The 25,072-nt window shown below is 41.3% G+C and carries 22 protein-coding genes; 12 read left to right on the top strand and 10 right to left on the bottom strand.

The window, feature by feature from the left end; translation table 11 throughout:
- Positions 1-32 precede the first annotated feature (32 nt).
- Complete coding sequence (locus tag AC1DDK_RS05170; protein ID WP_216854323.1) at positions 33-776, bottom strand: DUF2625 domain-containing protein; 744 nt, start codon at positions 774-776, stop codon at positions 33-35.
- Between the two features lie 467 nt (positions 777-1,243).
- Here AC1DDK_RS05170 and AC1DDK_RS05165 point away from each other — a divergent pair, with 467 nt between their 5' ends.
- Positions 1,244-2,800: a Fic family protein gene (locus AC1DDK_RS05165; RefSeq protein ID WP_172659947.1), complete on the top strand. Its 1,557-nt coding sequence runs from the start codon at positions 1,244-1,246 to the stop codon at positions 2,798-2,800.
- Positions 2,801-3,462: 662 nt separating this feature from the next.
- Here the strand turns inward: AC1DDK_RS05165 and AC1DDK_RS05160 are convergent.
- From AC1DDK_RS05160 to AC1DDK_RS05125, 8 genes are all read right to left on the bottom strand, one after another.
- A complete protein-coding gene (locus AC1DDK_RS05160) occupies positions 3,463-3,777 on the bottom strand; it encodes a hypothetical protein (protein WP_288879077.1) in 315 nt (104 codons plus the stop codon).
- Positions 3,778-4,418: 641 nt separating this feature from the next.
- Entirely contained in the window at positions 4,419-6,971 is a 2,553-nt protein-coding gene (locus AC1DDK_RS05155) for a heavy metal translocating P-type ATPase (protein ID WP_172659945.1), read from the bottom strand.
- 18 nt (positions 6,972-6,989) lie between these two features.
- The gene (locus AC1DDK_RS05150) at positions 6,990-9,779 is read right to left on the bottom strand and encodes a multicopper oxidase domain-containing protein (protein ID WP_288879076.1); all 2,790 of its coding nucleotides are present in this window, start codon (positions 9,777-9,779) and stop codon (positions 6,990-6,992) included.
- Positions 9,780-9,797: 18 nt separating this feature from the next.
- A complete protein-coding gene (locus AC1DDK_RS05145) occupies positions 9,798-10,268 on the bottom strand; it encodes a heme-binding domain-containing protein (protein WP_172659943.1) in 471 nt (156 codons plus the stop codon).
- Positions 10,269-10,274: 6 nt separating this feature from the next.
- Complete coding sequence (locus tag AC1DDK_RS05140) at positions 10,275-10,847, bottom strand: DUF3347 domain-containing protein (protein ID WP_172659942.1); 573 nt, start codon at positions 10,845-10,847, stop codon at positions 10,275-10,277.
- 158 nt (positions 10,848-11,005) lie between these two features.
- A complete protein-coding gene (locus AC1DDK_RS05135) occupies positions 11,006-11,494 on the bottom strand; it encodes a DUF3347 domain-containing protein (protein WP_099437547.1) in 489 nt (162 codons plus the stop codon).
- A 109-nt stretch (positions 11,495-11,603) separates the two neighbouring features.
- The gene (locus AC1DDK_RS05130) at positions 11,604-12,044 is read right to left on the bottom strand and encodes a hypothetical protein (protein WP_477611802.1); all 441 of its coding nucleotides are present in this window, start codon (positions 12,042-12,044) and stop codon (positions 11,604-11,606) included.
- The gene (locus tag AC1DDK_RS05125; RefSeq protein WP_172659940.1) at positions 12,034-12,219 is read right to left on the bottom strand and encodes a YnfA family protein; all 186 of its coding nucleotides are present in this window, start codon (positions 12,217-12,219) and stop codon (positions 12,034-12,036) included. The genes AC1DDK_RS05130 and AC1DDK_RS05125 overlap by 11 nt, the downstream gene beginning before the upstream one ends.
- Positions 12,220-12,605: 386 nt before the next feature.
- Between AC1DDK_RS05125 and AC1DDK_RS05120 the strand changes: the two genes are divergently transcribed.
- The 9 genes from AC1DDK_RS05120 to AC1DDK_RS05080 all read left to right on the top strand — a co-directional run bounded on the left by AC1DDK_RS05120 (position 12,606) and on the right by AC1DDK_RS05080 (position 21,868).
- A complete protein-coding gene (locus tag AC1DDK_RS05120; protein ID WP_288879075.1) occupies positions 12,606-13,247 on the top strand; it encodes a Crp/Fnr family transcriptional regulator in 642 nt (213 codons plus the stop codon).
- Between the two features lie 68 nt (positions 13,248-13,315).
- Entirely contained in the window at positions 13,316-14,110 is a 795-nt protein-coding gene (locus AC1DDK_RS05115) for a sulfite exporter TauE/SafE family protein (RefSeq protein WP_172659938.1), read from the top strand.
- Between the two features lie 83 nt (positions 14,111-14,193).
- A complete protein-coding gene (locus tag AC1DDK_RS05110; RefSeq protein ID WP_288879074.1) occupies positions 14,194-15,618 on the top strand; it encodes an MBL fold metallo-hydrolase in 1,425 nt (474 codons plus the stop codon).
- A gap of 6 nt (positions 15,619-15,624) precedes the next feature.
- Complete coding sequence (locus tag AC1DDK_RS05105; RefSeq protein ID WP_172659936.1) at positions 15,625-16,182, top strand: YeeE/YedE family protein; 558 nt, start codon at positions 15,625-15,627, stop codon at positions 16,180-16,182.
- Positions 16,183-16,186: 4 nt separating this feature from the next.
- Positions 16,187-16,600, top strand: coding sequence for a YeeE/YedE family protein (locus tag AC1DDK_RS05100; RefSeq protein WP_172659935.1), 414 nt, complete (start codon positions 16,187-16,189; stop codon positions 16,598-16,600).
- 1,002 nt (positions 16,601-17,602) lie between these two features.
- Positions 17,603-18,322 (top strand): YoaK family protein, encoded by a 720-nt coding sequence (locus AC1DDK_RS05095; RefSeq protein WP_172659933.1) that lies wholly within the window; start codon positions 17,603-17,605, stop codon positions 18,320-18,322.
- Positions 18,323-18,481: 159 nt separating this feature from the next.
- Positions 18,482-19,777, top strand: a complete 1,296-nt coding sequence (locus tag AC1DDK_RS05090) for an NRAMP family divalent metal transporter (protein WP_172659932.1) — start codon at positions 18,482-18,484, stop codon at positions 19,775-19,777.
- A 144-nt stretch (positions 19,778-19,921) separates the two neighbouring features.
- Entirely contained in the window at positions 19,922-20,779 is an 858-nt protein-coding gene (locus AC1DDK_RS05085) for a universal stress protein (RefSeq protein WP_337716643.1), read from the top strand.
- Between the two features lie 18 nt (positions 20,780-20,797).
- Positions 20,798-21,868: a class I fructose-bisphosphate aldolase gene (locus AC1DDK_RS05080; RefSeq protein WP_172659930.1), complete on the top strand. Its 1,071-nt coding sequence runs from the start codon at positions 20,798-20,800 to the stop codon at positions 21,866-21,868.
- Between the two features lie 73 nt (positions 21,869-21,941).
- Here AC1DDK_RS05080 and AC1DDK_RS05075 read toward each other — a convergent pair whose 3' ends face one another.
- Positions 21,942-23,360 (bottom strand): MBL fold metallo-hydrolase RNA specificity domain-containing protein, encoded by a 1,419-nt coding sequence (locus AC1DDK_RS05075; RefSeq protein ID WP_172659929.1) that lies wholly within the window; start codon positions 23,358-23,360, stop codon positions 21,942-21,944.
- A 93-nt stretch (positions 23,361-23,453) separates the two neighbouring features.
- Here AC1DDK_RS05075 and AC1DDK_RS05070 point away from each other — a divergent pair, with 93 nt between their 5' ends.
- Positions 23,454-24,050, top strand: a complete 597-nt coding sequence (locus AC1DDK_RS05070) for an RNA polymerase sigma factor (RefSeq protein ID WP_172659928.1) — start codon at positions 23,454-23,456, stop codon at positions 24,048-24,050.
- The gene (locus AC1DDK_RS05065) at positions 24,043-24,999 is read left to right on the top strand and encodes a 1-phosphofructokinase family hexose kinase (protein WP_172659927.1); all 957 of its coding nucleotides are present in this window, start codon (positions 24,043-24,045) and stop codon (positions 24,997-24,999) included. The genes AC1DDK_RS05070 and AC1DDK_RS05065 overlap by 8 nt, the downstream gene beginning before the upstream one ends.
- The last annotated feature ends 73 nt before the right edge of the window (positions 25,000-25,072 follow it).

Genomic DNA, 25,072 nt, shown 5'->3' with positions numbered 1-25,072 from the left:
AATATATGCCTTTTTTAATGAAGCGGCTGTTTTTATTTATCAAGCCCAAGTTGTTTCCGCATATCAAGGTTTAAACTGTATTGCTCTTCAACCGAAACTGCTTTTCGTGTATTTTTATTTATGTCTTTACCCTCCTTTGTCCAAAGAAATGGATAAAAACTAAAAACTTTGTCACCGTCTAACTTTGAAACTTCGTCTCTCCATTTTGTCCACCGGTTGCCTTTATAAAATTTGTCTAAGTCGTTGTTAAAACAAAATTGTAGAAATTCTGTATATGTAATGTCAAGCGATTCATACTCTAAATTGTCAGGCGAAAAATAATAGATTTTTCCAAAGTCCTTGCCAAGCCCACCGCCGTTCAAAAGGTAAAGTCCGCCAACAGCGTCGTCAGCGATAAGCAAAAATGATGGTATTTCTCCAAATTCTTTAAATGATTTTCCTTTGTTCCAATCTGGAAGTGTCCGACCAAGTTTTGCATTGCCCGAACCAAGAATTCTAATCCAACCATCATCAATTAAAAGCCCACCTGTCATATAAACAACTGCACCCATTGGCGAACGTGTTGTCACTTGGATTTTATACAAAGCGTCTTTTGCTTTTACTGTATCAACCGCCAAAATTTCAACTTTGTTTTTGGCAGATTTAATCCAATCTTTTACAAGTGTCCAACCTGAGTCGGTCTTATTTATTAGTTCGTCAACTGGTCGCATTTTGTTTTGTGCTGTCGTTGTCAAAGTTATTAGGGTCAGTATTGTTGCAATAAAATGTCGTGTCATAATAGGGGTCTGTAAAATAGCCGCTTACTCTTAAATATACGCAAGTCTTCTAGATGGTAAAATAATTAAAATATACGCTAAGCATTATTAATTTGCAATTTCTTATACGTTTTTTGGCTACTCTTTTCACAAAGTGTAAAGCTCAAATGCAGGACATATTTAACTAAACAGAACACAGACAGGCAATACAATTAGGACTATTAAAGGAGAGGTAAACAGATAATAATCATATATTTGCAATAAGCAATAGAACTAACACAACGACAAGCAATAGAAATAACGCAACAACAAACAATAGAAACAACACAACAATAAACAATAGAAATAACACAACTATAAAATATGAATAGATATTATTGAATCTATTAAGAAACGACGTAACAAAAAAGAACTCTAAGGAGGAAGTGTTAATTCAGCAGGAGTTAACAGACTGATAAGAAACACCAGCAGAACAAAATCAAAAGGCTATGGCAACACCAAAGGAAAAATTTGCAGAAGCATTAGTAACGCTAAAAGAACTTCAGGAAAAAGGATCTGCAGGAATCCATACAGATGAAATCCCAAGCCGTTCCCAACGGGAGATCCTTTTGAAGAATGGCTTTATAAAAGAAGTCTCTAAAGGCTGGTATATCTCATCTAACCCTTCTGAAGTCCCAGGAGATACAACATCCTGGTACAGCTGTTATTGGGATTTCTGCACCAAATTTATTCGGCACAAGTATGAAGGAAACTGGTGCCTTTCGGCAGACCAATCGCTCGTGCTACATGCGGGTAATTGGACAGTACCCACACAACTTCATCTGCGCTCACCAAAAGCAAATAACAGCCCCATTTCCTTCCCCCATAACACCTCTCTGTTCAATTATAGGGCTGAAATTCCTGCGAAGGAATTGATGACTACCATCAATAACCTCCAGGTGTACAACCTGCAGGCAGCACTGATATATAGCACCGAAGGGATCTATCGATCAAAACCACTGGATTGCCGCATCACCTTAGCCAGTATTAGCGATGCTTCAGAACTATTACCTATTTTGCTTGACAATGGTCACTCTACCATTAGCGGTAGGTTGAGCGGTGCGTTCCGGAACATTGGAAGGGATAGGATTGCTGACCAAATCATTGATACGATGAGACAAGCGGGATATGACATCAGAGAATATGACCCCTTTCAGGAAAAATTACAAATAGCGATCAGCCCACGTGAGCGATCCCCTTTTGTCAATCGCATACGGTTGATGTGGCAGCAAATGAGTGAAATCATTATAAAAGATTTCCCGAAAGCTCCTGGTGTACCGGCAGATCAGGAAGCTTATATTAAAATAGTAGATGAAGTGTATCTAACAGATGCTTACCACTCTCTTTCCATTGAACGTTACAAAGTTACCCCTGAGCTCATTGCTAAAGTGAGCAGCGGTGAATGGGACAAAGATAGCTCCCAACAAGACCGTAAACAGAAAGATGCTATGGCTGCAAGAGGTTATTTCCAAGCCTTTCAGGAAGTAAAAAAAACATTGGAAAAAATCCTACAGGGAGAGAACGCTGGATTGCAAGCAGATAAAGACCATCAGAAATGGTACCGGGAACTTTTTGATCCGAGTGTACAAGCTGGAATACTAAAAGCTTCAGATCTGGCTGGCTACCGGAGTCACCAAGTCTATATCAGTTCATCAAAGCACGTACCACTGAGTGTTGAAGCTATGCGTGATGCCATGCCTGAATTATTTGAACTCTTGCAAAAGGAACAGCATCCTGCAGTAAGGGCAGTCCTGGGCCACTATATTTTTGTCTTCATCCATCCTTACATGGATGGCAATGGTAGAATAGGCAGATTTTTAATGAATACAATGCTCGCCTCAGGGGGATATCCATGGACAGTGATACCAGTGGAGAAAAGGGATGAGTACATGAAATCACTGGAAACTGCCAGCGTCACTGGTGACATCAGTGTCTTCTCAAAATTTATTGCCTATCTGGTTGCTGAAAATATGAAAGGGAAACCAGTCGCTCACTTGCCAAGTTAACCGACAGCGTCATAAACCTCAACAGCAGATAAAGACATGGATCAGAAAGATGTACTTTACATATATACGGACCGTCAATCTTGAAATTACTTGTCGTTTATAAAGTTATAGACGGATAAGACCTACTGAAATGATCAGGTCCAAATTATAATGTTCCAGATCTCTGGATACTTTTCTTTCGCCTTCCTGCCGAACTATTCGCAAATACCGACCAGTTGAATCTTTATCTAATCCCTTAGACTCAAAATGTTTTTGATATGCTCGCTGATGTTAGCTTTGCTAGATTTAAATAAGTCGACAATCTGGTTTTGGTAAGTCAATTTGTTTCATACTCAATTTTAATGTCAATTCCAGTTTCACCGTCAGGTGTTTGATAAATATTTACTGGCTTTGAGTAAGGTTTACAGATTTATATGCTCTGGTCATATCATAACTATTAAGAATAGGATAAGGGGCAAATAATACCCCTTATCCTATTCTTAATTCGAATGGTCAAAAGTAAATAATTTGTTTCTAAACATCATTCAACAACTTTCACAGATTATGTTGTGCAGTTACAAGCTCTTTTATATCCTCACTCGTAGCAATAGCACAGGCAGGAAAGGTGGCTCGTATCATCTTAACTAATGCCTGTTCATTTACACCCTCATTTACACCTTCATTTACACCTTCACCTTCCCTCCTGCTTTGTCTTCAGCATTAACCTTACCATTTACACCTTCATATAATCCTTCTACTTCAATTCTTGCCGGCAGTTTAGTCAGAAAACAGGTGCAATCCCGACCTGTATCATAGGTTGGCTCTGGCGATCCGTTGCTTACCATCGCATGATAAATTGTAGGGAAACCAGTACCCCCGGCCTTCGGATAGCCGAAGTTCCTTAAGAAAGCTAAATAAGCATCAAACATTCCTTTAGGCTCCCTGATATAATTGATATTATTTACAACAATTTCCTCTGTTAATACAGAATCTGTCATGGTTTGATTTTTAATAGTTAGCATATTCAACTAGGCGTACAACCTGATAATCTTCGGTTCGGGTTTGTCTTCTGGCTCACTGCTGGGCTCTGGCGAGGTGACCAAATCCGCTGGCTTGTCATTTTCCTGATCCCCCACATTAGCTTCCACATTAATCAGTCCCTTGTCACGCAATTTTTCATCCAGGCCGGCCATATCCGCTGCGACTTTAATGTCTAAGATTTTAGCATAATGTTGGGTGGTCTTGATATTTGTATATTTCGCAGATAGTGGTTCTTCCCCAATTTTGGTGGTTCTTCAAAATGAAGTGAGTAATGTAAAATCAATGAATTAAGTGTTCATTAAAGCTTGCTGGTGATTAAAGCCGTAGGGTTCTCTAACATATGAGAATCATGATCAATGTTAGTTCCCGCAAAAAATAATACAAAGGAACCACCGAGGTAATAAGCTTGTATCAACTTGAAAAACAGTTATTTACAAAAAGGAATTGCTTGTCTGTTATATTTTTCACCACCAAAATTGGGGAAGAACCATTTTGGACCGTAATATGAGGCCACGTTCCGCGAAAGAGGTGGCCACATATGGAATAATCCCCACTTTATCTTCCATAATTAATGTGATTAAATGTATTTAATTAAAAATTAGTCAATTCTTGCACTCTTAAGGCGCAGTGAGTTCAGAATAACGGATACTGAACTGAAGCTCATGGCAAGCGCAGCTATCATCGGTGACAGTAAAATTCCAAAAAACGGATATAAAAGTCCCGCAGCCACGGGTATTCCCAATACATTATATCCAAGGGCAAAGAATAAGTTACCTTTAATATTGCCCATTACCTTGTGGCTTAACAAACGGGCTTTTGCAATACCATTCAAATCGCCCTTTACAAGGGTAATTGCTGCACTTTCAATAGCAACATCTGTCCCAGTACCCATCGCAATGCCAATATCAGCCTGTGATAATGCCGGGGCATCATTAATACCATCGCCTGCCATCGCCACTTTTTTTCCTTCGGCTTGCAATTTTTTCACTTCGTTCAATTTATCCTCCGGTAACATCCCGGCTTTGAAACCATCTAAATTTAAGGTTTGACTAACTGCCCTTGCTGTATCTTCATTGTCCCCTGTAAACATGATTACCTTTAAACCTTCTTCCTGAAGTTTTTTGATAGCGGCAGCACTTGAGGGCTTGATTTTATCAGAAATAACCACAAAGCCAACAGCTTTATGCCCAACAGCTAAATAAGAAACTGTCTTACCTTGTTTTTGTGCGGTCATAACCTGCTCTTCTAATTCAGGATCAATTTCAGCTTTAACGTGTTCCATTAATTTCTGGTTGCCTAAAGCAAGTTTTTCCTGTTTCAATGTACCCATTACACCTTTACCAGTTACAGCTTCAAAGTTTGTGATAGGCTGAATACTGATCTTTTTCTCTTCCCCGTAACGAAGCGTTGCCTGTGCTAAAGGATGCTCACTGCTGCTGTTCAATGCTACGATTCTTTCAAGGACTTTCTTTTCATCAAAATCTGGGTTTACACTAATGACCTTTTCAACCGATGGTTTCCCTTCGGTTACTGTTCCAGTTTTATCAATAATCACGACATCAATTGCATTCATTTTTTCCAACGATTCTGCATTCTTAATCAACACCCCAGACTGTGCGCCTTTTCCTACGCCCACCATTACAGACATCGGCGTCGCCAAACCAAGCGCACACGGACAGGCTATAATCAATACAGCGATAGCATTTACAAAAGCGTAAACATATGCAGGATCAGGCCCATACATTGCCCATGCTACGAAGGTAGCTATGGCAATCAACACCACTACAGGGACGAAATAACCTGAAATCTTATCGGCCATTTTTTGGATAGGTGCTTTTGAACGACTTGCAGAATTCACCATTTCAATGATTTGGGACAACAGTGTTTCCGAGCCTACTTTCTCCGCAAGCATGACAAAGGTTTTATTACCATTGATTGTTCCAGAGCTAACTTTGTCCCCAGGTTTCTTTTCCACCGGAACAGGTTCACCTGAAATCATAGATTCGTCAATCGTCACTTCTCCAACTTTAATACTGCCGTCAACAGGTATCTTCTCTCCCGGCTTCACCCGTAACATGTCCCCCTTCTGAATGTCATCTATGGAAACTGTGGTTTCTTTTTCGCCTACAATCCTGGTAGCGGTATTGGGTGCCAGTTTCAACAGTTCTTTAATAGCACTGTTTGTTTTCCCATGCGCTCTGGCCTCTAAAAGCTGACCAAGCAAGACTAAAGTCAGGATAACAGTTGCTGCTTCGAAATAAACATAGACCGTACCGTGATGGGTTTTAAACTGGTTTGGAAAAACATCAGGAAAAAGCAGGGCGACAAGACTAAATAGCCAAGCCACCCCCGCACCAATACCAATCAAAGTAAACATATTTAATTTCCATGTAATTATGGATTGCCATGCGCGCTGAAAGAACATCCATGTTGCATAAAACACCACAGGGATAGAAAATGCAAACTGAACCCAGTTCCAATATTTCAATTCCATCAATTTGAAAATCGGATTACCTGGTATCATCTCAGACATTGCAATCAAAAAGACAGGTATGGTAAAAACCGTTGCGACCTTAAACTTACGCAAAAGCGTTTCATAAGTTTTATCCTCCTCTTCCAAATTTACACCCAATGGAACCAAATCCATTCCACATATCGGACATGAACCAGGCTGATCTCTGATAATTTCGGGGTGCATAGGACAAGTAAATTGAGTGGCTTGCTTTAATACCGGCTGCTTCAGCAAGTCCATTCCACAAACCGGGCAATGACCTGGTTTACCATAAGTTTTATCTCCTTCACAATGCATCGGACAATAATATACCTCTCCGGTTTCTTCCTTATTAACCTTAACCGGAGCAGCGCCATGACCCTGAGGGGCTGAAACATGATGTTGGTGACCAGAATGATCTGGACTGTGTTTATCTGCGGCAATCTTTTGAAAGCCGGACATTTCAATCCTGTAATTTCCAGCAGCAGAAAGCGTTTCCTGCAATTTTTCAGTAGTAATATGCTTATCCATCGTAATCGTTGCCTCAGCTGGTTCCAAGGTAACCTTAGCAGAAATCCCGTCAATACTATTCAAGGCATCTTCAACTTTACTACGACAGCCCTGACAGGTCATTCCGATTATTTTATAGGTATGCTTCATGATGTAAAGATTAATTGGTTAATAATTTAATGTTAGTCCGGCGCCATAACCCATATCACTGTCATAGTGGGTGGACAGGCCAAAATATTTGGTGACGATGTATCTAAACCCCGCCATATACTCTTTATCGGTATTGACCATAAATTGAAAGCGCAATCTTTTGGATATAGGTACATCTTCTCTCATCAATTGAAATCTCACGTTTCCTTTATGATCGACAGAAGCATCTGCAACAATTAACATTGGCAAAGTGTATTGTACCCCCAAATGAAATACCTGTCTAAAGTTTTTGGTATTGCCCTGTCCGAAAAGATTATCCCCGGGTGCTGTAGATTGCCCAAAAATATTCTTTTCCATCGGATCAACCGTTCGTTTACGGAAATCCCAACCAACATAGGGAAAGAGCCATTGGTTTCTTCCAAGGTATCTCCCAAAATGACTTTCGTTTTCATAACCATGATGGGATTGAAAACCCACTCTCCATTCGGTAGTAAAACGGTATCGGGTATTGGCCAGCATGATTTCACCGTCACTTCCATTGCTTTCAATTCCAACTCTCGCCATGGGATGAAATTCCCTGTCATCACTAAACAACTTACGCTGCGCTAATTTAGGGTTAGGAATTTCTGGATTAGGCGGAGAGTTTTCATAACTGAACACTCTGCCCATTCCGCTCATCATGTGGTACAGAATATGGCAATGGAAAAACCAATCACCACCTGGTTCTGATGCTGCAAATTCAAGAGTATCCCTTTCCATGGGCATAATGTCGATGATGTTCTTCATGGGAGCATATTCGCCTTGTCCATTGACAACCCTGAAATCATGACCATGCAGGTGCATAGGGTGGCGCATCATACTGTTGTTAAACAAAATGATCCGAACGTTTTCTCCTTTCTTAATCAGGATTTTATCACTTTCTGAAACCGTTTTATTATCCAAAGTCCAGACATATCGGTTCATATTCCCTGTTAGATCAAACTTTAGCTCTTTCCACGGGCCACTAGGTAAAGTCGTTTTCTTTGGATCACGAAGCATATTATAGTTCAACGTAACGATGTCAGGACTTTCCGCTGTCATATCCATACCTGCCATGTTTTTTTCGTTAGACATTTGCATCCCCGGCATAGCTGCTTTTTTGTTTTCTTTTTTCGGGGTCTCTTCACCCGTTACTTCGGGATACATTACCGTGTTCATGTCCATAACCTGGTTCTGCATTTTCATGCCTTCCATTTCGATCATGTTGCCGTTCATATCCATCATGTCATTCATCATCTTCATTCCGGCAAAATATTTCAGCTTAGGCAGTTTTTGAGCAGGAACTTTTTCTCCCTTACCCAACCAAAGGGAAGCAGATTTGGTGCGGTCTTCGGGCGTAACCAAAAATTCGTAGCTTTTATTTTCGGGAATGGTGACCACCACATCATACGTTTCGGATACAGCTATAATTAGCCTGTCAACTTCTACAGGCTCGACATCATTTCCATCGGTAGCTACCACGGTTATTTTACCACCGGAATAAGTTAACCAGAAATAATCAGATGCCCCGCCATTGGCAATACGAAGTCTTACCTTATCTCCGGCTTTAAATTGTGGCTGCTCATTTTGGTTCTTACCATTGATCAGAAAAGTATCATAGTACACATCACTTACATCCATTGCATTCATACGCTTCCACTCATTGGCCACTTTGGTTTTAAAATGACCTGTTCTAATGGCTTCGGCATAACTTTGGGTCGTTCCTTTTTTAATGGCAAACCAATCGTTGGCATTTTTCAGGCTTCGGTGTACTTCTTCTGGTTTCATATCTGTCCATTCACTAAGTACCACCGGAACGGTTGGAATGTCCCATTCTTTTCTTTTGTTCATGATAAAAGCACCATACATACCAATCTGCTCTTGCAATTCGCTATGGCTATGGTACCAATGAGTGCCATGCTGAACAATTGGAAATTTATAGATGTAAGTAGAATGCGGCTTAATGGGCATTTGGGTTAGAAATGGCACACCATCCATTTTATTCGGCAAAAACAGGCCATGCCAATGCAGAGAGGTTTCTTCATCGAGTTTATTATGTACATATATCAATGCTGTATCGCCTTGGGTAAAAGTGAGTGTTGGCATTGGTATCTGTCCGTTTACAGCTATTGCCCTTTTTGTTTTTTTTCCAAAGGTTACTGTAGTATCGGCAATATAAAGATCATAGCGAACAGTACGGGGTGGTTGAGTAAAAGCAATGGTTTTGATGGGGCCCAAATTCGATTTGGCTTTTTTAATGTTTTCCATTGTAGCACTATTGTCTCCCATCTGCATACCTTCCATGTTCTCCATTCCATCCTTTGGAGCATCTTTCATAGGCATCTGCATTTCGTCATGTTTGGTGGGAGCTGCTTTAGCTTTTTCAGGTACCAATTTCATTCCACACTTAGGACAATTGCCTGGCTTGGGTGCATGAATTTCGGGATGCATTGGACAGGTGTAAGTTACCTTCTGCGCTGACTCATCGCTGTCTTGCTTTTTATCAGGCATTTTCATATTTTCCATGCCTTCTTTTTTTGATGGAGCCGTCTTTTTCTCTTTTGCCCCAGGTTTCGGTTTAGCAGCCTTTACCTTTTGAACAACGAGTTTCATGCCACATTTAGGACAATTACCAAGCTTGTTGGATTGTATTTCCGGGTGCATTGGGCAAGTGTAAATAACCCGCGACTGCTTCGTACTTTCATTGTCAGGCATTTTCATTTTCTTCATATCCTGGGCAGAAACCGCAGAATAGAAGATCAATAAGAAAACCGTTAGTATATTTTTCATTTCTTTGATGATTAATGGTTAGTTAAAATTCTTTTTGTTTAAACTATCCTTTGAATTTTGTACCCAGTTCATTAGCAACAATTTTTCCGTTTTAGTCAAAATGGCATTTCTATGGATCAGGGTATAGGAGTTCAGGGGCATACTGCCATCCTTTAAACTATTTTCTATTGAGCGCAGTTTACTTTGCTGTCTTCTTGAGGTATAAGAACCAAATTCGCTAAAATTTAATTCAGCTTTCCCGGATTGAATATGATTGTTCATAAACCAGTGCATGGGCTGCATATTAGCATACCAGGGATACTCAGTATTATTACTATGGCAGTCATAACAGGCTTTTTTTAGAATACCCTGTACATCTGAGGGTACAGAAACTATTTTAGAAATATCATTTGGCATAACCTGCCTGCTTTTATTGCGGGCAGGTTGTACAAATTGAATAAGTATAAAGATCACCAATAGTCCAAGAAGTATTTTCTTTATGCCTTTCATGGCCTATTATTTTAATTCTTCTTTAACAGTACCGCAAGTTGGCATGGCTTTTCCCAGATAAGGGTTTTTAATATCCTTTACTTCGCTCAACCAGATTGCTCCCTTATTGTTATTGTACATCGGGCAGTGATCCACATACAGCGATTGATTAGCGCCAAGTAGTTTAACGAGGTCGTACATATCCTTACTCAACATATCAAAATGTTCACGCTGGTGTGCAATATTTCCAACATTAGCTCCAATATGCTCGGCATGTTCTTTAGCATCATCGTATATATCGGTATAAGCTTTATCCTGTTCTGGAGTTAAAGATTTTTTGTCGAAACTGGCAAAGGCAGTTACCATTTCATTTCCTGCTGCTGCCGCGTCTTTATCATTGTCATTTGTAAAGGCATTTTTTAATTTGAGGTATGAGGCTAATACTGCGGCAGTAGAAGTACCTTTTTCTGAAGATCCAGATGCAACGGCCGTTGTTACTGTAGCATCTTCGGAAGTGGTTGATTTAGTTTTATTACTACCATTAGAGCAGGCTGCTAAAAATAATAAGGAAAAAACTGAACTATAAATTAATGTTTTCATCGTGTTTAAATTAAAATCGTTTTAAATGTTTGATTACCTGCTTAGCGGAACAAAGTGTATTTATGTGATCCTATGGCAGAATTGTTCAATAAAATCCACATGTCAATTGCATACCAGAACACCCAATAAAGGTGAAGCTGAGGAATTAACAAACAGAATTACTTTAGAGTTTCTTTAACTGCCCCGCAGGTTAGCATTTGTTTACCGAAGTAGGGATTTTTGATCGCCTCATTCTCAGAAAGCCAATAACTCTTTTTCATTGGGCAATAGTCATAATAAACCGGGTCTTTAGTAAGTTTTACTGCCTTAGCCAGTTTAAAAAGATTTGTTGAAAAATTAGCGAAATGCTCCCTTTGGTGGGCAATGTCTTTTGTTTCTGAGATATGTTTGGCATCAAATGCAAGTTTATCCTGAAACCCCATGAAGGCTGTCATTTCTGCTTTGGGCATAGACTTCATGTCAACACTTGCCAATGCTTTAGAAAATTCGCTTGCTTTTGATGCTGCCACTGCCGCATCAGAGTTTACTAAGGCATTTTTGATGTCATAGTAAGAAGTTAACAATGATTGTGTCTGAGTACTTTGAGCGAAACTCGGGTTGATCCATGCAGTTGCAATTACAGCAACTACTAAAAATATCTTTTTCATGATGTAATAATTTAATGTTTATACTAATTCTTGGCCATAGCAATAGCTATGCGAAGTGTATCATATGCCGATACCCTATTTTACCGGGTCCAACATCTCACATTAAATCTTATATCTGAAAACTTTGAATGTCTATGCGAATGTCCCTGTTAGGCGGTCTTTCTCTGTGATCTGCATAGGCGCCCCGACCAAGTTCAACATCGGTTACGGGAATTAATAAAGAGTAAGAATGATCAGTAAGCCACAATACAGGTAAAACTACCTGCACTTTGCTCATTTCAGGAACTAATTTGCTTTGAGTAGCCAAATCATTCACTAAAGTTTTACAGCAAGGATCTTCTTTTGTAAAATTCTGCCCAGATATTGGGGTAGTTTTGTGTTCATGTCCACCTGCATGATGGTGACCATGATCTTTGTGTCCATGATGAGTAGGTTTAGCATGGGAATGATTTTCATCATGATGATCCACCTCCATTGCTAAAGCACAGCCAAAACCCGCAACGGTATTGAGCAAAAATATCACTAACAGAAAGATAGCTTTACTTTTCATGATTAAACAAACCTATATAATTATGCAAATATAAATTTACATAATTCCGCATTTTTTTTACATCTAAATAGCGCCTATACGCTAACAACCCACCGTATGCAGCATAGATTCTTCCAAAATTTGCTGTCTGCCAATGTAAAACGAAACCATAAGCATCTGGTACTGAATGCTCCAATTAAAAAATTTATGCATTTTTCCCTCGGAATATCTACCTTTTGCAATACTCTATTTTTAAACCTTCTATCGAAAATTTCGGCATAAATCTCTAAATAAGGAAGCTCCAACATAATTTAATAAAAAACCTGATAATCGTTCAACTAAAGATACATTGCGCTCAAGCATTCTGTTCTAGTTTTAGCATTGATCTAAATCAAATATAGTTCAGTATGAATGGCTCACAGTTAATTGAAACATTTCGCACAACTTTTTGTAATTTCATTAGATTCGTGTTACTAAAATCCAGCAAATAACGCATGGTGATGACCTTGGATTCTCAATTAGGCAGTTCATCTGCATATTTAGTGAATTAGTAATTTTGCAAACAATAACACTCCATGAAAAATGAAAACTGAAACCATACAAAGCTATATAGATTCCCATTTTTCTTTTTTTGAGCCTGACTTAAAAAAAGTTTTAATTGAAAACGGCACACTAAAAATATTTGTTGCAGACGAAATGCTCATGCAAACTGGGCAAAATATGCGGTCCACGACGCTAATTGTTGAGGGATTGGTGAAGCTGTATCGTGAGGGAGACGACGGCAATGAGTTTTTTATGTACTACCTGCAACCGGGCAATGCCTGTGCCTTGTCTATGATCTGTGCAACCAAGCAAGAAACCAGCGAGGTGATGGCTAAGGCTGTTGAGCCAACAATTGGCTTGATGATTCCAATATCGCTAATGGATACCTTAATGAAGGAATACAAGACTTGGTATTACTTTGTACTGGAAACCTACAGAAATCGTTTTGAAGAATTATTGACCGTTATCGACAACATTGCTTTTAAGAGTATGGATGAACGATTGGCATTTTATCTGGAAAAACAATTCAAGGATTTAAAAACCAGATCATTATCCGTCACGCACGGGGATATCGCCAACGACCTGAATTCTTCACGAGAGGTGATCTCCAGATTATTAAAAAAAATGGAGCAGCGTGGCGAAGTCGCCTTACACAGAAATTACATTCAATACCTCAAATAACTCATCGGTGACCTAAGTCACCTTTATTGTCCGTCCGAACTTCCAACTTTGTCTAAACTATTTAGAAAATGGAAGTTATTGCGTATTTAGCGTCGGCATTTATCGGCGTCTCATTGGGTCTGATTGGCGGAGGTGGCTCTATCCTAACCGTACCAGTATTGGTTTATCTTTTTGGGATCGCTCCTCTTCTGGCCACTTCTTACTCACTTTTTATAGTTGGCTCAACCAGTCTAATCGGGGCAGTCAATAACTATCGCAAAGGTCAGGTGAACCTGAAAGCAGCCCTCTTCTTTGGCGCAGCATCAATTGTCACTGTCTTTGCGACCAGAAAACTCATTATTCCTGCTATTCCAGAGAAATTATTCACTATAGCTGGTCATACCATTACCAGCGCGTTAGCCACCATGGTACTTTTCGGCGTACTGATGTTAACGGCCTCGATAAGCATGATTCGAAGTAAACATGATGATGCACAGGAACAGGATTGCAAAGACTGCATTAAATTCTTTAAACTTCTAGGCTACGGGATTGCTATTGGACTGGTAACCGGACTGTTAGGAGCAGGAGGAGGTTTCTTACTAATCCCTGCCCTGGTCTTGTTATTAAAATTACCCATGAAAAAAGCAGTCGGAACCTCTTTACTTATCATTGCACTGAATTCCCTGATCGGTTTTGCGGGAGACCTGGGGCATTTTCAAATCCACTGGAAATTCTTACTCAGCGTCAGCGCAATTGCCATAACCGGCCTGCTTGCTGGAAACCTCATCAGTAAAAGAATTCCCGGATCAGGACTCAAAAAAGCGTTCGGCTGGTTTGTCCTGTTCATGGGCATTTATATCATTTTAAAAGAATTTTTAAAATAACAAGAGTTGGGTGATTTTAGTCACCGTTTGGTGTTCACTTTCTGCCGAAATTTGATGTATACAAAAGAATTAAAAAAAAGAACATGATTATTGAACAGATTTATACCGGATGTTTGGCACAAGGCGCCTATTACATTCAATCAGGTAATGAGGCTGCCATTATCGATCCTTTAAGAGAAGTCGCTCCTTATATCGAAAAAGCCGCAGGTAATAATGCCACCATTAAATATGTATTTGAAACACATTTTCACGCTGATTTTGTTTCGGGCCATGTAGATCTGTCTAAACAAACCGGGGCACTGATTATTTATGGCCCGAATGCCAATCCGACTTTCGAGGCGCATATTGCAAAAGACGGCGAGCTTTTTAAGCTGGGAAAACTCACGATTAAAGTTTTGCATACTCCAGGCCATACCATGGAGTCCACCTCCTACCTGCTTATAGATGAACACGGAAAGGAAATCGCATTATTTTCAGGCGATACGCTATTTATAGGCGATGTCGGCCGTCCTGACCTTGCACAAAAAGCAGCACACATGACCCAGGAAGAGCTTGCAGGGATATTATTTGATTCACTGCGTCAAAAGGTAATGCCTTTGAACGATGATCTTATTGTTTATCCTGCCCATGGCGCCGGCTCTGCCTGTGGTAAAAATATGAGCAAAGAAACTACTGATACCTTAGGACACCAGAAATTGACAAATTATGCACTCAGGGCCGATATGACAAGGGAAGAATTCATTATAGAGGTAACAGAAGGGCTGACCCCACCCCCGGCTTACTTCCCATTGAATGTGAAAATGAACAGAGAAGGATACGACAGCTTTACTGCAGTACTGGAAAAAGGCACGCATGCATTAACACCCGATGCTTTCGAATTGATGGCAAATGAAACCGGCGCATTACTGCTGGATACCAGAGATGCCCAATTGTTCGCAAAAGCATTTATCCCCAATTCAATTAACATTGGTATCGATGGCAGTTTTGCCCCATGGGTGGGTGCATTGATACCGGATATACAGCAACCGATTCTGTTAATTGCGGATGAGGGACGAGAAGAAGAAGTGGTGACCAGGTTGTCAAGAGTGGGTTATGATCATGCCATCGGTTTCCTTAAAGGTGGAATTGATGCCTGGATTAAAAGTGGCAGAGAAACAGACGAAATCATCTCCATAACAGCAGAGCAATTGGCCGACCGAAGAGAAAAATCGGGGAATTTAAATATCCTGGATGTCCGCAAGGAATCGGAATACTTTTCTGAGCATTTACTGAATGCTATAAATGTACCATTAGACTACATCAATGAGCACATGCCAAAAATTGACAAGGATAGAATCTATTACGTGCATTGTGCCGGCGGATACCGATCAATGATTTTCAACTCCATTCTGCGTGCCCGTGGTTTTGAGAACCTTATCGATATCAAAGGTGGCTTTAAGGCCTTGAAAGAATCGGGCAAGCTTCAACTATCCGATTATGTTTGTCCAAGTAAAATGACCAATCCATAAACTGTTATGCTGGAACTATTAAGACAACCCTGGCCTTGGTATACCTCAGGGGCTGCCATTGCCTTTATTATGGTTTTGCTGCTTATTTTCGGAAAATCCTTCGGCTTTTCATCTAATTTAAGAACCCTGTGCACCCTTGCCGGTGCGGGCAAAAGACACCAGTTTTTTGACTTTGACTGGAAGACTCAAAAATGGAACCTGCTGTTTCTCCTTGGCGCTGTTCTTGGCGGTGTTATTGCAGCGACCTTACTCAAGAGCGAAATCCCCATGGCTTTATCACAATCCACAATTGATGATCTGGCAAAGCTGAACATTATTTTTGATGGACAATTGAATCCATCACAGCTGTTCGGATATCAGCTCATTAGTTCCTCTAAGGGAATAGTGATCTTGCTGGCCGGTGGAGCTTTAGTCGGCTTTGGGTCCCGCTATGCCGGCGGTTGTACCTCCGGACATGCGATCAGCGGTTTATCAAACTTACAACTTCCCTCCTTACTTGCCGTAATTGGCTTCTTTACCGGGGGCTTAGTGATGACACATTTTTTATTACCATTAATATTTTAGAAACATGAAAGGAGTAAAGTTTATACTGACAGGAATACTATTTGGTATCGTAATGGCAAAATCTGAGGCCATTTCCTGGTACAGAATTCAGGAGATGTTCCGTTTTCAGTCCTTCCATATGTACGGAATTATCGGAACGGCAGTAATTCTCGGTATGCTTGCCGTATACCTCATCAAAAAAACTAAACTCAGGAATATTCAGGGCCAACCGATCGTCTTGCATGACAAGGACAAAAGCTGGTCGCGTTACCTGATCGGAGGTTCAATTTTTGGGTTGGGCTGGGCGTTAACCGGTGCCTGCCCGGGACCAATGTTTGTAAATATCGGATATGGATACTGGGCTATGATCATTGTCGTATTGGGCGCCCTAAGTGGAACTTACCTTTACGGCATTATTAAAAATAAGTTACCTCACTAAGATAAAGATAAAATTCCTGAACCTGATTATATCAGAAGAGGAGACACACCTGATTCTGCAGCCTAAATTCGCCTTAACAAGAATGAACATCGTACTAATTCCGAAAAAACAATATTTCAACGAACTTTACTACAGCCATCTTTCCCTAAAAATATGAAAGCCCTCCCCAATGTATTAGATCAGAAAGGAAGTAATTACTTCTGCAGTTCTTTTAAGTGAAAAACCAGACAGTAAAATCACAGCCCAGCGATCTCCATGAGATTGCATTAATGTCCAATATTCTGCAAGATTATGCAACTATTATATCAATTACTTTTACGGGTCTCTGTAGAGAAAAACAAGCGGGAACTGGTAACCTAACATGGAAATGAAGTGAATATTCCCTCCAATTATCAGCTATTTAAGCAACTTCAGCAATTACCTTAAAATGAACATCAAAAAATGATTAGTTCCATTAATATGAAATTGACAATAAATGAAATGGTAGAGGCCTTGATTTACCAAATCTCGGGTATGCAAAATTATGCACAGATGGAGGCTTTGATACTGAATATTCCCAGGGCAGCAGCAGTACATGGTCTGCCTGTATCTGAATGCTTCAGCAAATTGGAAATCAGGATAGAGAAACTCTCCCCAATGGACTTGACAAGTACTCGACGGAGCTGTTTTCCCATTTTATGCTAACTTTGTAAGCATTATGTATTTGAATAATTTTTTCCTGCTAGAAAGATGATTATAGTTTTCAGGAAAAAATCGAAATCGGCCTTTTTTATGGAGAGCAAAATATAATCAATATATCCAGAAGAGATCTTGTGGGTTAGCAGGGATTGCCAAAGAAAACCTAATCAGGCTGTTGAAAGAATTTAAATCCTAGGGAATCATCAGCACTCAGGGTCGGAAAATCTGGATACAGGAGATTGAAAAACTCCTGAGATGCTCTAATAGGAAATAAGATGCTAAAAAGGTTATTAAGGCTATAAACGTTAATGAATTTCAAAAGAAATGCTGAGACATACAGGACAAAAGCGAAGTTTTAGACATAACCTCAGGCTTGCAGTATTGCTATGCATCAATGCAGGATTTATAAATGGTGCCGGCTTTCTTGCGTTCAATGTGTTAACAACAAATGTCACTGGGCATGCAGCATTATTTGCTGTTAATCTTGTGGAAACACATTTTAGACAGGCCGGGATTGTTGCCCTCTGGTTATTTTTATTTATAACAGGGGCATTTACATCCGGCATATGCATAGAAACTGTCGGAAAGGAAAAGCCATCGGCGTACTCACTCCCAATAGTCATCATTATACTGATATTAGCAACTGTTACCATCTCGGGGCATACTTATAATGGCTCAATGCACCAAAAAGAATATTTTGCCGGAAGTTTATTATTTGCTATGGGTATGCAGAACGCCCTGGTCTCGGTGATTTCGGGGTCAGTGGTCAGAACCACCCATCTCACCGGAATGTTCACAGATCTGGGAACAGACCTCGCAACGGCTGTAAGCCAGCGATTGAAACTAGCAATAAGATTAAAGCGGCGTATCTTCCTAAGAACAGTTATCATTACCGCTTTTCTCTTTGGCGGAATCATAGGCACCTTTTTATTCATGCGGCATCAATTTAATGCTTTTCTATTGCCTATTACACTCTTAACAATTAGCTTGTTTTATGACTATTTCCGATTTCATGTCATACGTATAATGCGCCGTTACAAATAAAAAACCACGGGATAAACAAATTAAAAGCATCATAAGTAAAATAAACACAGTTTTTTCCGGACAACATCATAAATAGAAATGATATTGGTCACGTTTCCCAAAACTAACAACAGGTATTTTTATCGCATAACTCGTGAGCAAGATTGTTACCAGAATGTAATGAGCGAATCGTATATGAATAAAAACAAATTAAAGAAAAGATGGAAATGGCTCAGCGTACTTGGTCCCGGGTTAACCACTGGTGCAGCGGATGACGACCCATCTGGCATTGCTACATATGCGCAGACAGGGGCGCAATTTGGTTACGGTCAGCTCTGGACAGCATTGTATATGCTGCCATTCATGACCGCTGTGCAGGAATCATGTGCCCGTATCGGACTGGTTACGGGTAAGGGAATAGCAGCTGTTGTCAGACAGCACTACAGCCGCCCGGTGCTTTATTTTATGGTGGGCCTGGTGGTGGTAGCCAATACCATTAACATCGGGGCGGATATCGGTGCAATGGCAGCCGCAGCACAACTGCTTATCCCCTTACCATTTGTCGTGCTCACCTTCACCTTTACAGGAACCATTCTACTACTTGAAATCTATACCAGTTACCATGTCTATTCCAGGATATTAAAATGGCTTGCGCTCACCCTGCTGGCCTACCCTGTTACCGTTTTTATCATTGATCAGCCATGGCAGACGGTACTCTGGGCCACAGTAATTCCACACTTTGAATTCAACTTTTCATTCCTGTTCATCATTACCGGCGTATTTGGTACAACAATTACCCCCTATATGTTCTTTTGGGAGGCTTCACAGGAAGTTGAGGAAGTGCATGAAAATGGAAGAATAAGAAATGAAAAACACAAAATAAGCTGGAACCTGATTCATGCGATGCGAAAGGACAATACCATAGGAATGATCATTTCTGAATTTACGACCTGGTGCATACTGCTGGTGGCTGCAACAGTTTTACACAACAGTGGTGTGAGAGACATTAAAAACGCCGCTGATGCTGCCAGGGCATTAGAACCACTGGTTGACTCCTTTCCAAATGCCGGTTATTTATCTAAATTAATATTTTCAGTGGGGATCATTGGCCTGGGATTATTGGCAGTTCCGGTGTTATCAGGTTCAGCTGCCTACGCAGTATCAGAAGCATTCAACTGGAAGGCCAGCCTGAATCTAAAAGTAAACAAGGCCCCCGGATTCTATGGCATTATCATCATCTCTACCCTGATCGGATTAACCATGAACTTCATCGGCATTGATCCTGTAAAAGCGCTTATTTACACTGCAGTTATAAACGGGATTGCAGCCGTTCCCCTGCTTTTTTTAATTATAAAAATTGCCGCCAGTGATGCAATCATGGGGGAATATAAAAGTGGCAGGTTGTCTAAAATCCTTTTATGGATGACCTTTATCATCATGGGAGCTGCGGCACTGGGGTTGATCATACTGATTTAAGCAAGTGATTACTGACAACATTAACAAAGAGCAAAAATATCATGTTTAATATCATCCTGCTTGATGACCATGATCACCTCCCGGGTGTTCCTTTTCCCTGAAATTTGCTTAACAGAATTGTCTTTGCTTATCAATATACCGATTATGAAAACATTATTATTGCTGACTGATTTTTCCGCTACGGCCAACCATGCGGTAGCATTTGGATATGACTTTGCAAAAATGCTGGAAGCTGAAGTGATCCTTTGCAATGTGGTTAACGTACCTGCCGAAATCCCTCAGTACGAATCTATACTACTTCCTATCGAACAATACAGCCGGATTGAAGAAGAAAGCATTGAGGGGCTCAAAAGATTAAAAAAGCAACTGGAGCACCAGGATCATAGTAAAGGATTTCATCCTCCTGTCAGTTACTTGTGTCAAACAGGTGTGCTTACCGAAGAGATTGACGATGTGATCTCGAAAAGACAGATAGACCTGATCATCATGGGAACCCATGCCAGCAGCGGCCTGAGGCACTTGTTGCTAGGCAATCACACCAGATACATGGTGGATGCTGGCTCAGTACCGCTGTTATTGGTATCACCCGAAGAAAATGTAGGTAAGATCAAATGGATCGCCTTTGCCACCGATTTAAATATTGCGGAAATTCCTGCACTTAACCGACTGGCAGAATTTGCGGCGAGTTTGCAGGCGGAAATCATTCTGATGAATGTTCGTAACGAAAGCCCATGTCTGGAAAAAGATCTTAAAAAGGACCAGTTCCGCACTGCACTTGTAAAAGAATGTCATTATCCCAAGATCTCCTTCCAATCGGTGGTCGACCATTCGATTGTAAAAGGTTTAGAAAAGCTTTGCAGGAAAAATGGCAAAAACGGACTGCTGAGTATTGTGCACCGGGACCGCAATTTCATTAATGAAATTCTAACCGGTAGTCAAACGCAAAAGTTAGCTAAAAAATTGGTTTTACCTTTAATGGTGCTGCCTTCAAAAATCAAATGAATCACAAACTATACCGCCATGAATTACCGTCAAATCACTGATCTGGTTGGAACCGATGAAAATCTTTTTACTTACCAGTGCCAAGCCGTTACTAAGCAAACCCTAAATCTTCCCGGGCCAGATTATATAGATCGGATTCTTCTCGCCTCGGCAAGGAGCAATCAGACACTACGAAGTCTTGAAACCATTTATAATTCAGGGAGGCTTTCCGGCACAGGGTACCTGTCCATATTACCGGTAGATCAGGGTATAGAGCACAGTGCTGGCGCCTCATTCAGTGCAAACCGGATGTATTTTGATCCGGAAAACATTGTCAGGCTGGCCATTGAAGGTGGCTGCAATGCAGTGGCAACTACCGTGGGTAACCTTGCCATTATAGGAAGGAAATACGCCCACAAAATCCCGATGATCGCAAAGATCAATCACAACGAATTGCTGAGCTGTCCCAATAAGCATGACCAGATCATGTATGCCTCCGTAAAAAACGCATGGAATACCGGGGCTGTTGGCATCGGAGCCACCATCTATTTTGGATCCAAAGAGTTTTCCCGGCAGCTTATCGCAGTGTCCAATGCTTTTGAGCAGGCTCATGAACTGGGTATGGCAACCATATTATGGTGTTACTTGCGAAACGAGAACTTCGTGGAGGATGAGGTGGATTACCATACTTCGGCTGATCTGACCGGACAGGCCAACTATCTTGGGGTCAGCCTGCAGGCTGATCTGATCAAACAGAAGCTGCCTGAAAACAACGGGGGCTATGAAGCCCTTAACCGTTATGGTAAGACTTTCGGTAAATATACCAAAGAAATGTACAGCCAGCTGTGTACAGCCCACCCAATTGATCTTTGCCGCTATCAGGTTTTGAATTGTTACTCAGGACGAATCGGATTGATCAACTCTGGAGGCCCCTCAAATGGCAAAGACGATTTCAAAGACGCACTTCGAACCGCAGTGATCAACAAGCGGGCAGGCGGAACCGGGGTTATTGCTGGCAGAAAAGCCTTTCAAAGACCATTCCCGGAAGGTGTTGAACTGCTGAATGCCATACAGGATGTCTACCTGGAAAAACAGATTGATATCGCCTGAGGAATTGCAAAAAACGACCCCAGTTAATTCCAATAAGATATCGGCAAATACTCCTTGAGCGATGCGTAAATCTTTAATTTTTGGAATCATGGGCAGCTGTAACCACAAAATGGTCACAGCTAAATAGCAATACATCTTCATTCGGGGTCATAACTTTCACCGGAATACTCAGTTCGGTCTGGATTTTAACCCTCAAGGCTTCCTGAGCACAAGGCTCCCCATGAACCAGCATAATCTGTGCAGGTGCTTTTTTGAATTTTCTGATCCAGGCCATCAGTTCGGATTGATCTGCGTGCGCGGATAATCCCTCCAGCTCCTGCACCCTGGCCTTAACAGGATAATACTTTCCATGAATTTTAACTTCATGCGTATGGTTCAACAAAGCACGCCCGCGTGTTCCTTCGGCCTGAAAACCAATGATCAGAATGGTATTTCTGTTGTCTTCAAGGTAATGTTCCAGATATTGCAGGACTCTTCCACCGGTTAACATGCCACTGGCAGCAATCACTATTTTACTGCTTTTATCCTTAATGAAGCCTACAGTATTGCTGTAATCCTGATTGATGGTGATGTGGTTGTTCATCTGTTGAAATTCTGCTCTGCCAATCTTCATGTAATCCTCTGCATAAGTTAATGAAATACCTGTGGCAGCTGCAGCCATCGGGCTATCCATGATTATGGGCAGGTTTAAAGGAATTTTTCCCTGTTTCTTTAAACTATTCAACAGGTAGATCAGTTCCTGTGCCCGGCCGACTGCAAAACTTGGGATCAGCACATTGCCTTTGCGGGCAATGGTATCGTTGATTATTGCCGCGAGCTCCTGGCAAGGGTCATTCGTTCCGTGAAGCCGGTCTCCGTATGTGGATTCCATAACAATATAGTCTGCCTCGGTAAAATAATCCGGTGGATTGAGGATCGCGCTTTGCGGGCGTCCGATATCACCCGAAAAGATGATTTTCTTTCCAAAGCAGTTCAATTCGACCGAACAGGCACCCAGAATATGACCGCAGGTTTTAAACTGAAAATGGATGTGGTCGCTTAAACGGACAAAAATATTGGGATCCCGAACCGTAAAAAATCTGAATGATGCTTTTGCATCTTCAACCGTATAAAGCGGTTTGGCCGGATGATGTTTTGTATAATGGTGCTTATTGGCATTTTCTGCATCCTCCTGCTGTATTTTGGCACTATCAAGGAGAATGAGCTGTGTCAGCTCGCTGGTAGGCGCTGTCATATAAATTTCTCCCTTAAAGCCCTGTCTTACCAGCAGTGGGATATATCCGCAATGATCAAGGTGCGCGTGGGTCAGAATGATCAGATCAATTTCCCAGGCTTCGATACCCAAGGCAGTCCAGTTTTGTTCACGTAATGATTTGACACCCTGGAACAGTCCGCAATCTACAAGTATTGTCAGCTCTGGAGTTTTCAGTAAATGTTTTGAGCCGGTGACTGTCTGGGCAGCCCCAAGCGATTGAAGGATTATTTCATTCATGACCATATCAATTAGACAAGGTAAAGATGGGTTGATTTTTTTTCAACACCCATGACTGCGGGCACCTGATCGGATGATTTAAATCACGATTTAATGTGCGTCAACTCATGGGATATAAAATTCCGGAACCTGAAATTTACATTCATTAAACCCAATCATACCATGCAGCCAATAGCCATTCAAAGCAGTTCAGCATTCAGCGGGCAACTGACTAAAGAAATTTCTTCACTACGGAAATTTGCCCGGCAGTTTACTTCAGACCACCAAACCATCAACGATCTGGTTCAGGATACTTTGATTAAAGCCCTGCGATATTATCAGCAATTTCAGAACGGGACCAGTCTGAAGGCATGGCTATTTGTAATCATGAGAAATACCTATCGTAACAACTACAAAAAAAACCTCCTGAAACAGGCAACATTCAATTTTATTGAAGAGATCAGCGCATCTGCTCTCCATCGGGCGTCCTCCCAAAATATGGGTGAGAGTAGATTCATCCAGCAGGACATTAGTCAGGCGATGAAAAAACTTTCGCAAAAACTCTATCTTCCAATTAAGCTCTTCAGCCTTGGCTACAAGTATTGTGAAATTGCCAGTCAGACAGGAGTTCCGATAGGAACCGTAAAAACAAGAATTCATCTGGGACGGATCCAGCTAAAGCAATTACTAAGCGATTACAATTATGCCTGATAATAAGATCATCACCCTGACCTTCTCTCCTGCCATTGATAAGAGCGCATCGGTAGCCACATTGATTCCGGAAAAGAAATTGAGCTGTTCTACTCCCGTTTATGAGCCAGGGGGAGGTGGAATAAATGTTGCCAGAGCAATCAAAAGACTTGGCGGAAATGCAACAGCCATCTATTTGGCAGGCGGTTATCCCGGGAGATTTTTCACCCAGATGCTGTGCAAGGAAAACATAACAACCGTTCCTATCCAAACGATCAGCCTGACGAGGGAAAATCTGGTGATCAAAGAAGAAAGCACCCAAAAGCAATACCGTTTTGGGATGCCCGGAGCCATGGTCAGCGCTGCCGAATGCAATCGTTGCCTGAAAGCAATTGAGCAATCAGCAGACTTCCAGTACCTGATTGTCAGTGGAAGCCTCCCTGCCGGCGTTCCGGCAACCATCTTCGGCAAACTCGCTGAAATCACCAGGGCAAAAAAAGCAAAACTTATTGTCGACACTTCCGGTCAGGCACTCAGGTATGCACTGCAGGCCGGTGTTTTTCTGATCAAGCCAAATCTGAAGGAACTGGCCTCATTGGTAAACGAAGAAACACTTAGTATAACGCAGGTGGAACAGGCATCTAAAACACTTATCGGCAAATATAAATGTGAAGTGATCATTACCTCCCTTGGCCCCGATGGCGCAATGCTGGTCACCGGTGATACCAAAGTTAGAATTTTTCCTCCGCAAGTTAAGGTGCAAAGCACCGTTGGTGCTGGTGACAGTATGCTGGCGGGAGTCATCATGGGACTTTATAAACAGAAAAACATGGTTGAATCCGCGCAATACGGTGTCGCCTGCGGGACGGCTGCTACATTAAACCCTGGAACTGAACTATGTCATTTGACAGACGTAGAACGTCTATATTGCATGATCAGGGATGCCGGCTGCAAGGCTGGCGTGTCTTAAATATGTTGAACCGGCACTTGCAAATCAGCTAGAAATCCTCGTCTGTCAGCCGGACTCAGCCGATCGGCAAATG

Source organism: Pedobacter sp. 05T44, from assembly GCF_056395985.1.
The sequence above is the reverse complement of the archived record's forward strand: the minus strand, read 5'-3'. Positions and strand labels throughout refer to the sequence as shown.

Excerpts from the sequence above, each read along its gene's own strand:
- AC1DDK_RS05170 (WP_216854323.1), bottom strand. The coding sequence starts at position 776 with ATGACACGACATTTTATTGCAACAATACTGACCCTAATAACTTTGACA.
- AC1DDK_RS05165 (WP_172659947.1), top strand. The coding sequence starts at position 1,244 with ATGGCAACACCAAAGGAAAAATTTGCAGAAGCATTAGTAACGCTAAAA.
- AC1DDK_RS05160 (WP_288879077.1), bottom strand. The coding sequence starts at position 3,777 with ATGACAGATTCTGTATTAACAGAGGAAATTGTTGTAAATAATATCAAT.
- AC1DDK_RS05155 (WP_172659945.1), bottom strand. The coding sequence starts at position 6,971 with ATGAAGCATACCTATAAAATAATCGGAATGACCTGTCAGGGCTGTCGT.
- AC1DDK_RS05150 (WP_288879076.1), bottom strand. The coding sequence starts at position 9,779 with ATGAAAAATATACTAACGGTTTTCTTATTGATCTTCTATTCTGCGGTT.
- AC1DDK_RS05145 (WP_172659943.1), bottom strand. The coding sequence starts at position 10,268 with ATGAAAGGCATAAAGAAAATACTTCTTGGACTATTGGTGATCTTTATA.
- AC1DDK_RS05140 (WP_172659942.1), bottom strand. The coding sequence starts at position 10,847 with ATGAAAACATTAATTTATAGTTCAGTTTTTTCCTTATTATTTTTAGCA.
- AC1DDK_RS05135 (WP_099437547.1), bottom strand. The coding sequence starts at position 11,494 with ATGAAAAAGATATTTTTAGTAGTTGCTGTAATTGCAACTGCATGGATC.
- AC1DDK_RS05130 (WP_477611802.1), bottom strand. The coding sequence starts at position 12,044 with ATGAAAAGTAAAGCTATCTTTCTGTTAGTGATATTTTTGCTCAATACC.
- AC1DDK_RS05120 (WP_288879075.1), top strand. The coding sequence starts at position 12,606 with ATGAAAACTGAAACCATACAAAGCTATATAGATTCCCATTTTTCTTTT.
- AC1DDK_RS05115 (WP_172659938.1), top strand. The coding sequence starts at position 13,316 with ATGGAAGTTATTGCGTATTTAGCGTCGGCATTTATCGGCGTCTCATTG.
- AC1DDK_RS05110 (WP_288879074.1), top strand. The coding sequence starts at position 14,194 with ATGATTATTGAACAGATTTATACCGGATGTTTGGCACAAGGCGCCTAT.
- AC1DDK_RS05105 (WP_172659936.1), top strand. The coding sequence starts at position 15,625 with ATGCTGGAACTATTAAGACAACCCTGGCCTTGGTATACCTCAGGGGCT.
- AC1DDK_RS05100 (WP_172659935.1), top strand. The coding sequence starts at position 16,187 with ATGAAAGGAGTAAAGTTTATACTGACAGGAATACTATTTGGTATCGTA.
- AC1DDK_RS05095 (WP_172659933.1), top strand. The coding sequence starts at position 17,603 with ATGCTGAGACATACAGGACAAAAGCGAAGTTTTAGACATAACCTCAGG.
- AC1DDK_RS05090 (WP_172659932.1), top strand. The coding sequence starts at position 18,482 with ATGAGCGAATCGTATATGAATAAAAACAAATTAAAGAAAAGATGGAAA.
- AC1DDK_RS05085 (WP_337716643.1), top strand. The coding sequence starts at position 19,922 with ATGAAAACATTATTATTGCTGACTGATTTTTCCGCTACGGCCAACCAT.
- AC1DDK_RS05080 (WP_172659930.1), top strand. The coding sequence starts at position 20,798 with ATGAATTACCGTCAAATCACTGATCTGGTTGGAACCGATGAAAATCTT.
- AC1DDK_RS05075 (WP_172659929.1), bottom strand. The coding sequence starts at position 23,360 with ATGAATGAAATAATCCTTCAATCGCTTGGGGCTGCCCAGACAGTCACC.
- AC1DDK_RS05070 (WP_172659928.1), top strand. The coding sequence starts at position 23,454 with ATGTGCGTCAACTCATGGGATATAAAATTCCGGAACCTGAAATTTACA.
- AC1DDK_RS05065 (WP_172659927.1), top strand. The coding sequence starts at position 24,043 with ATGCCTGATAATAAGATCATCACCCTGACCTTCTCTCCTGCCATTGAT.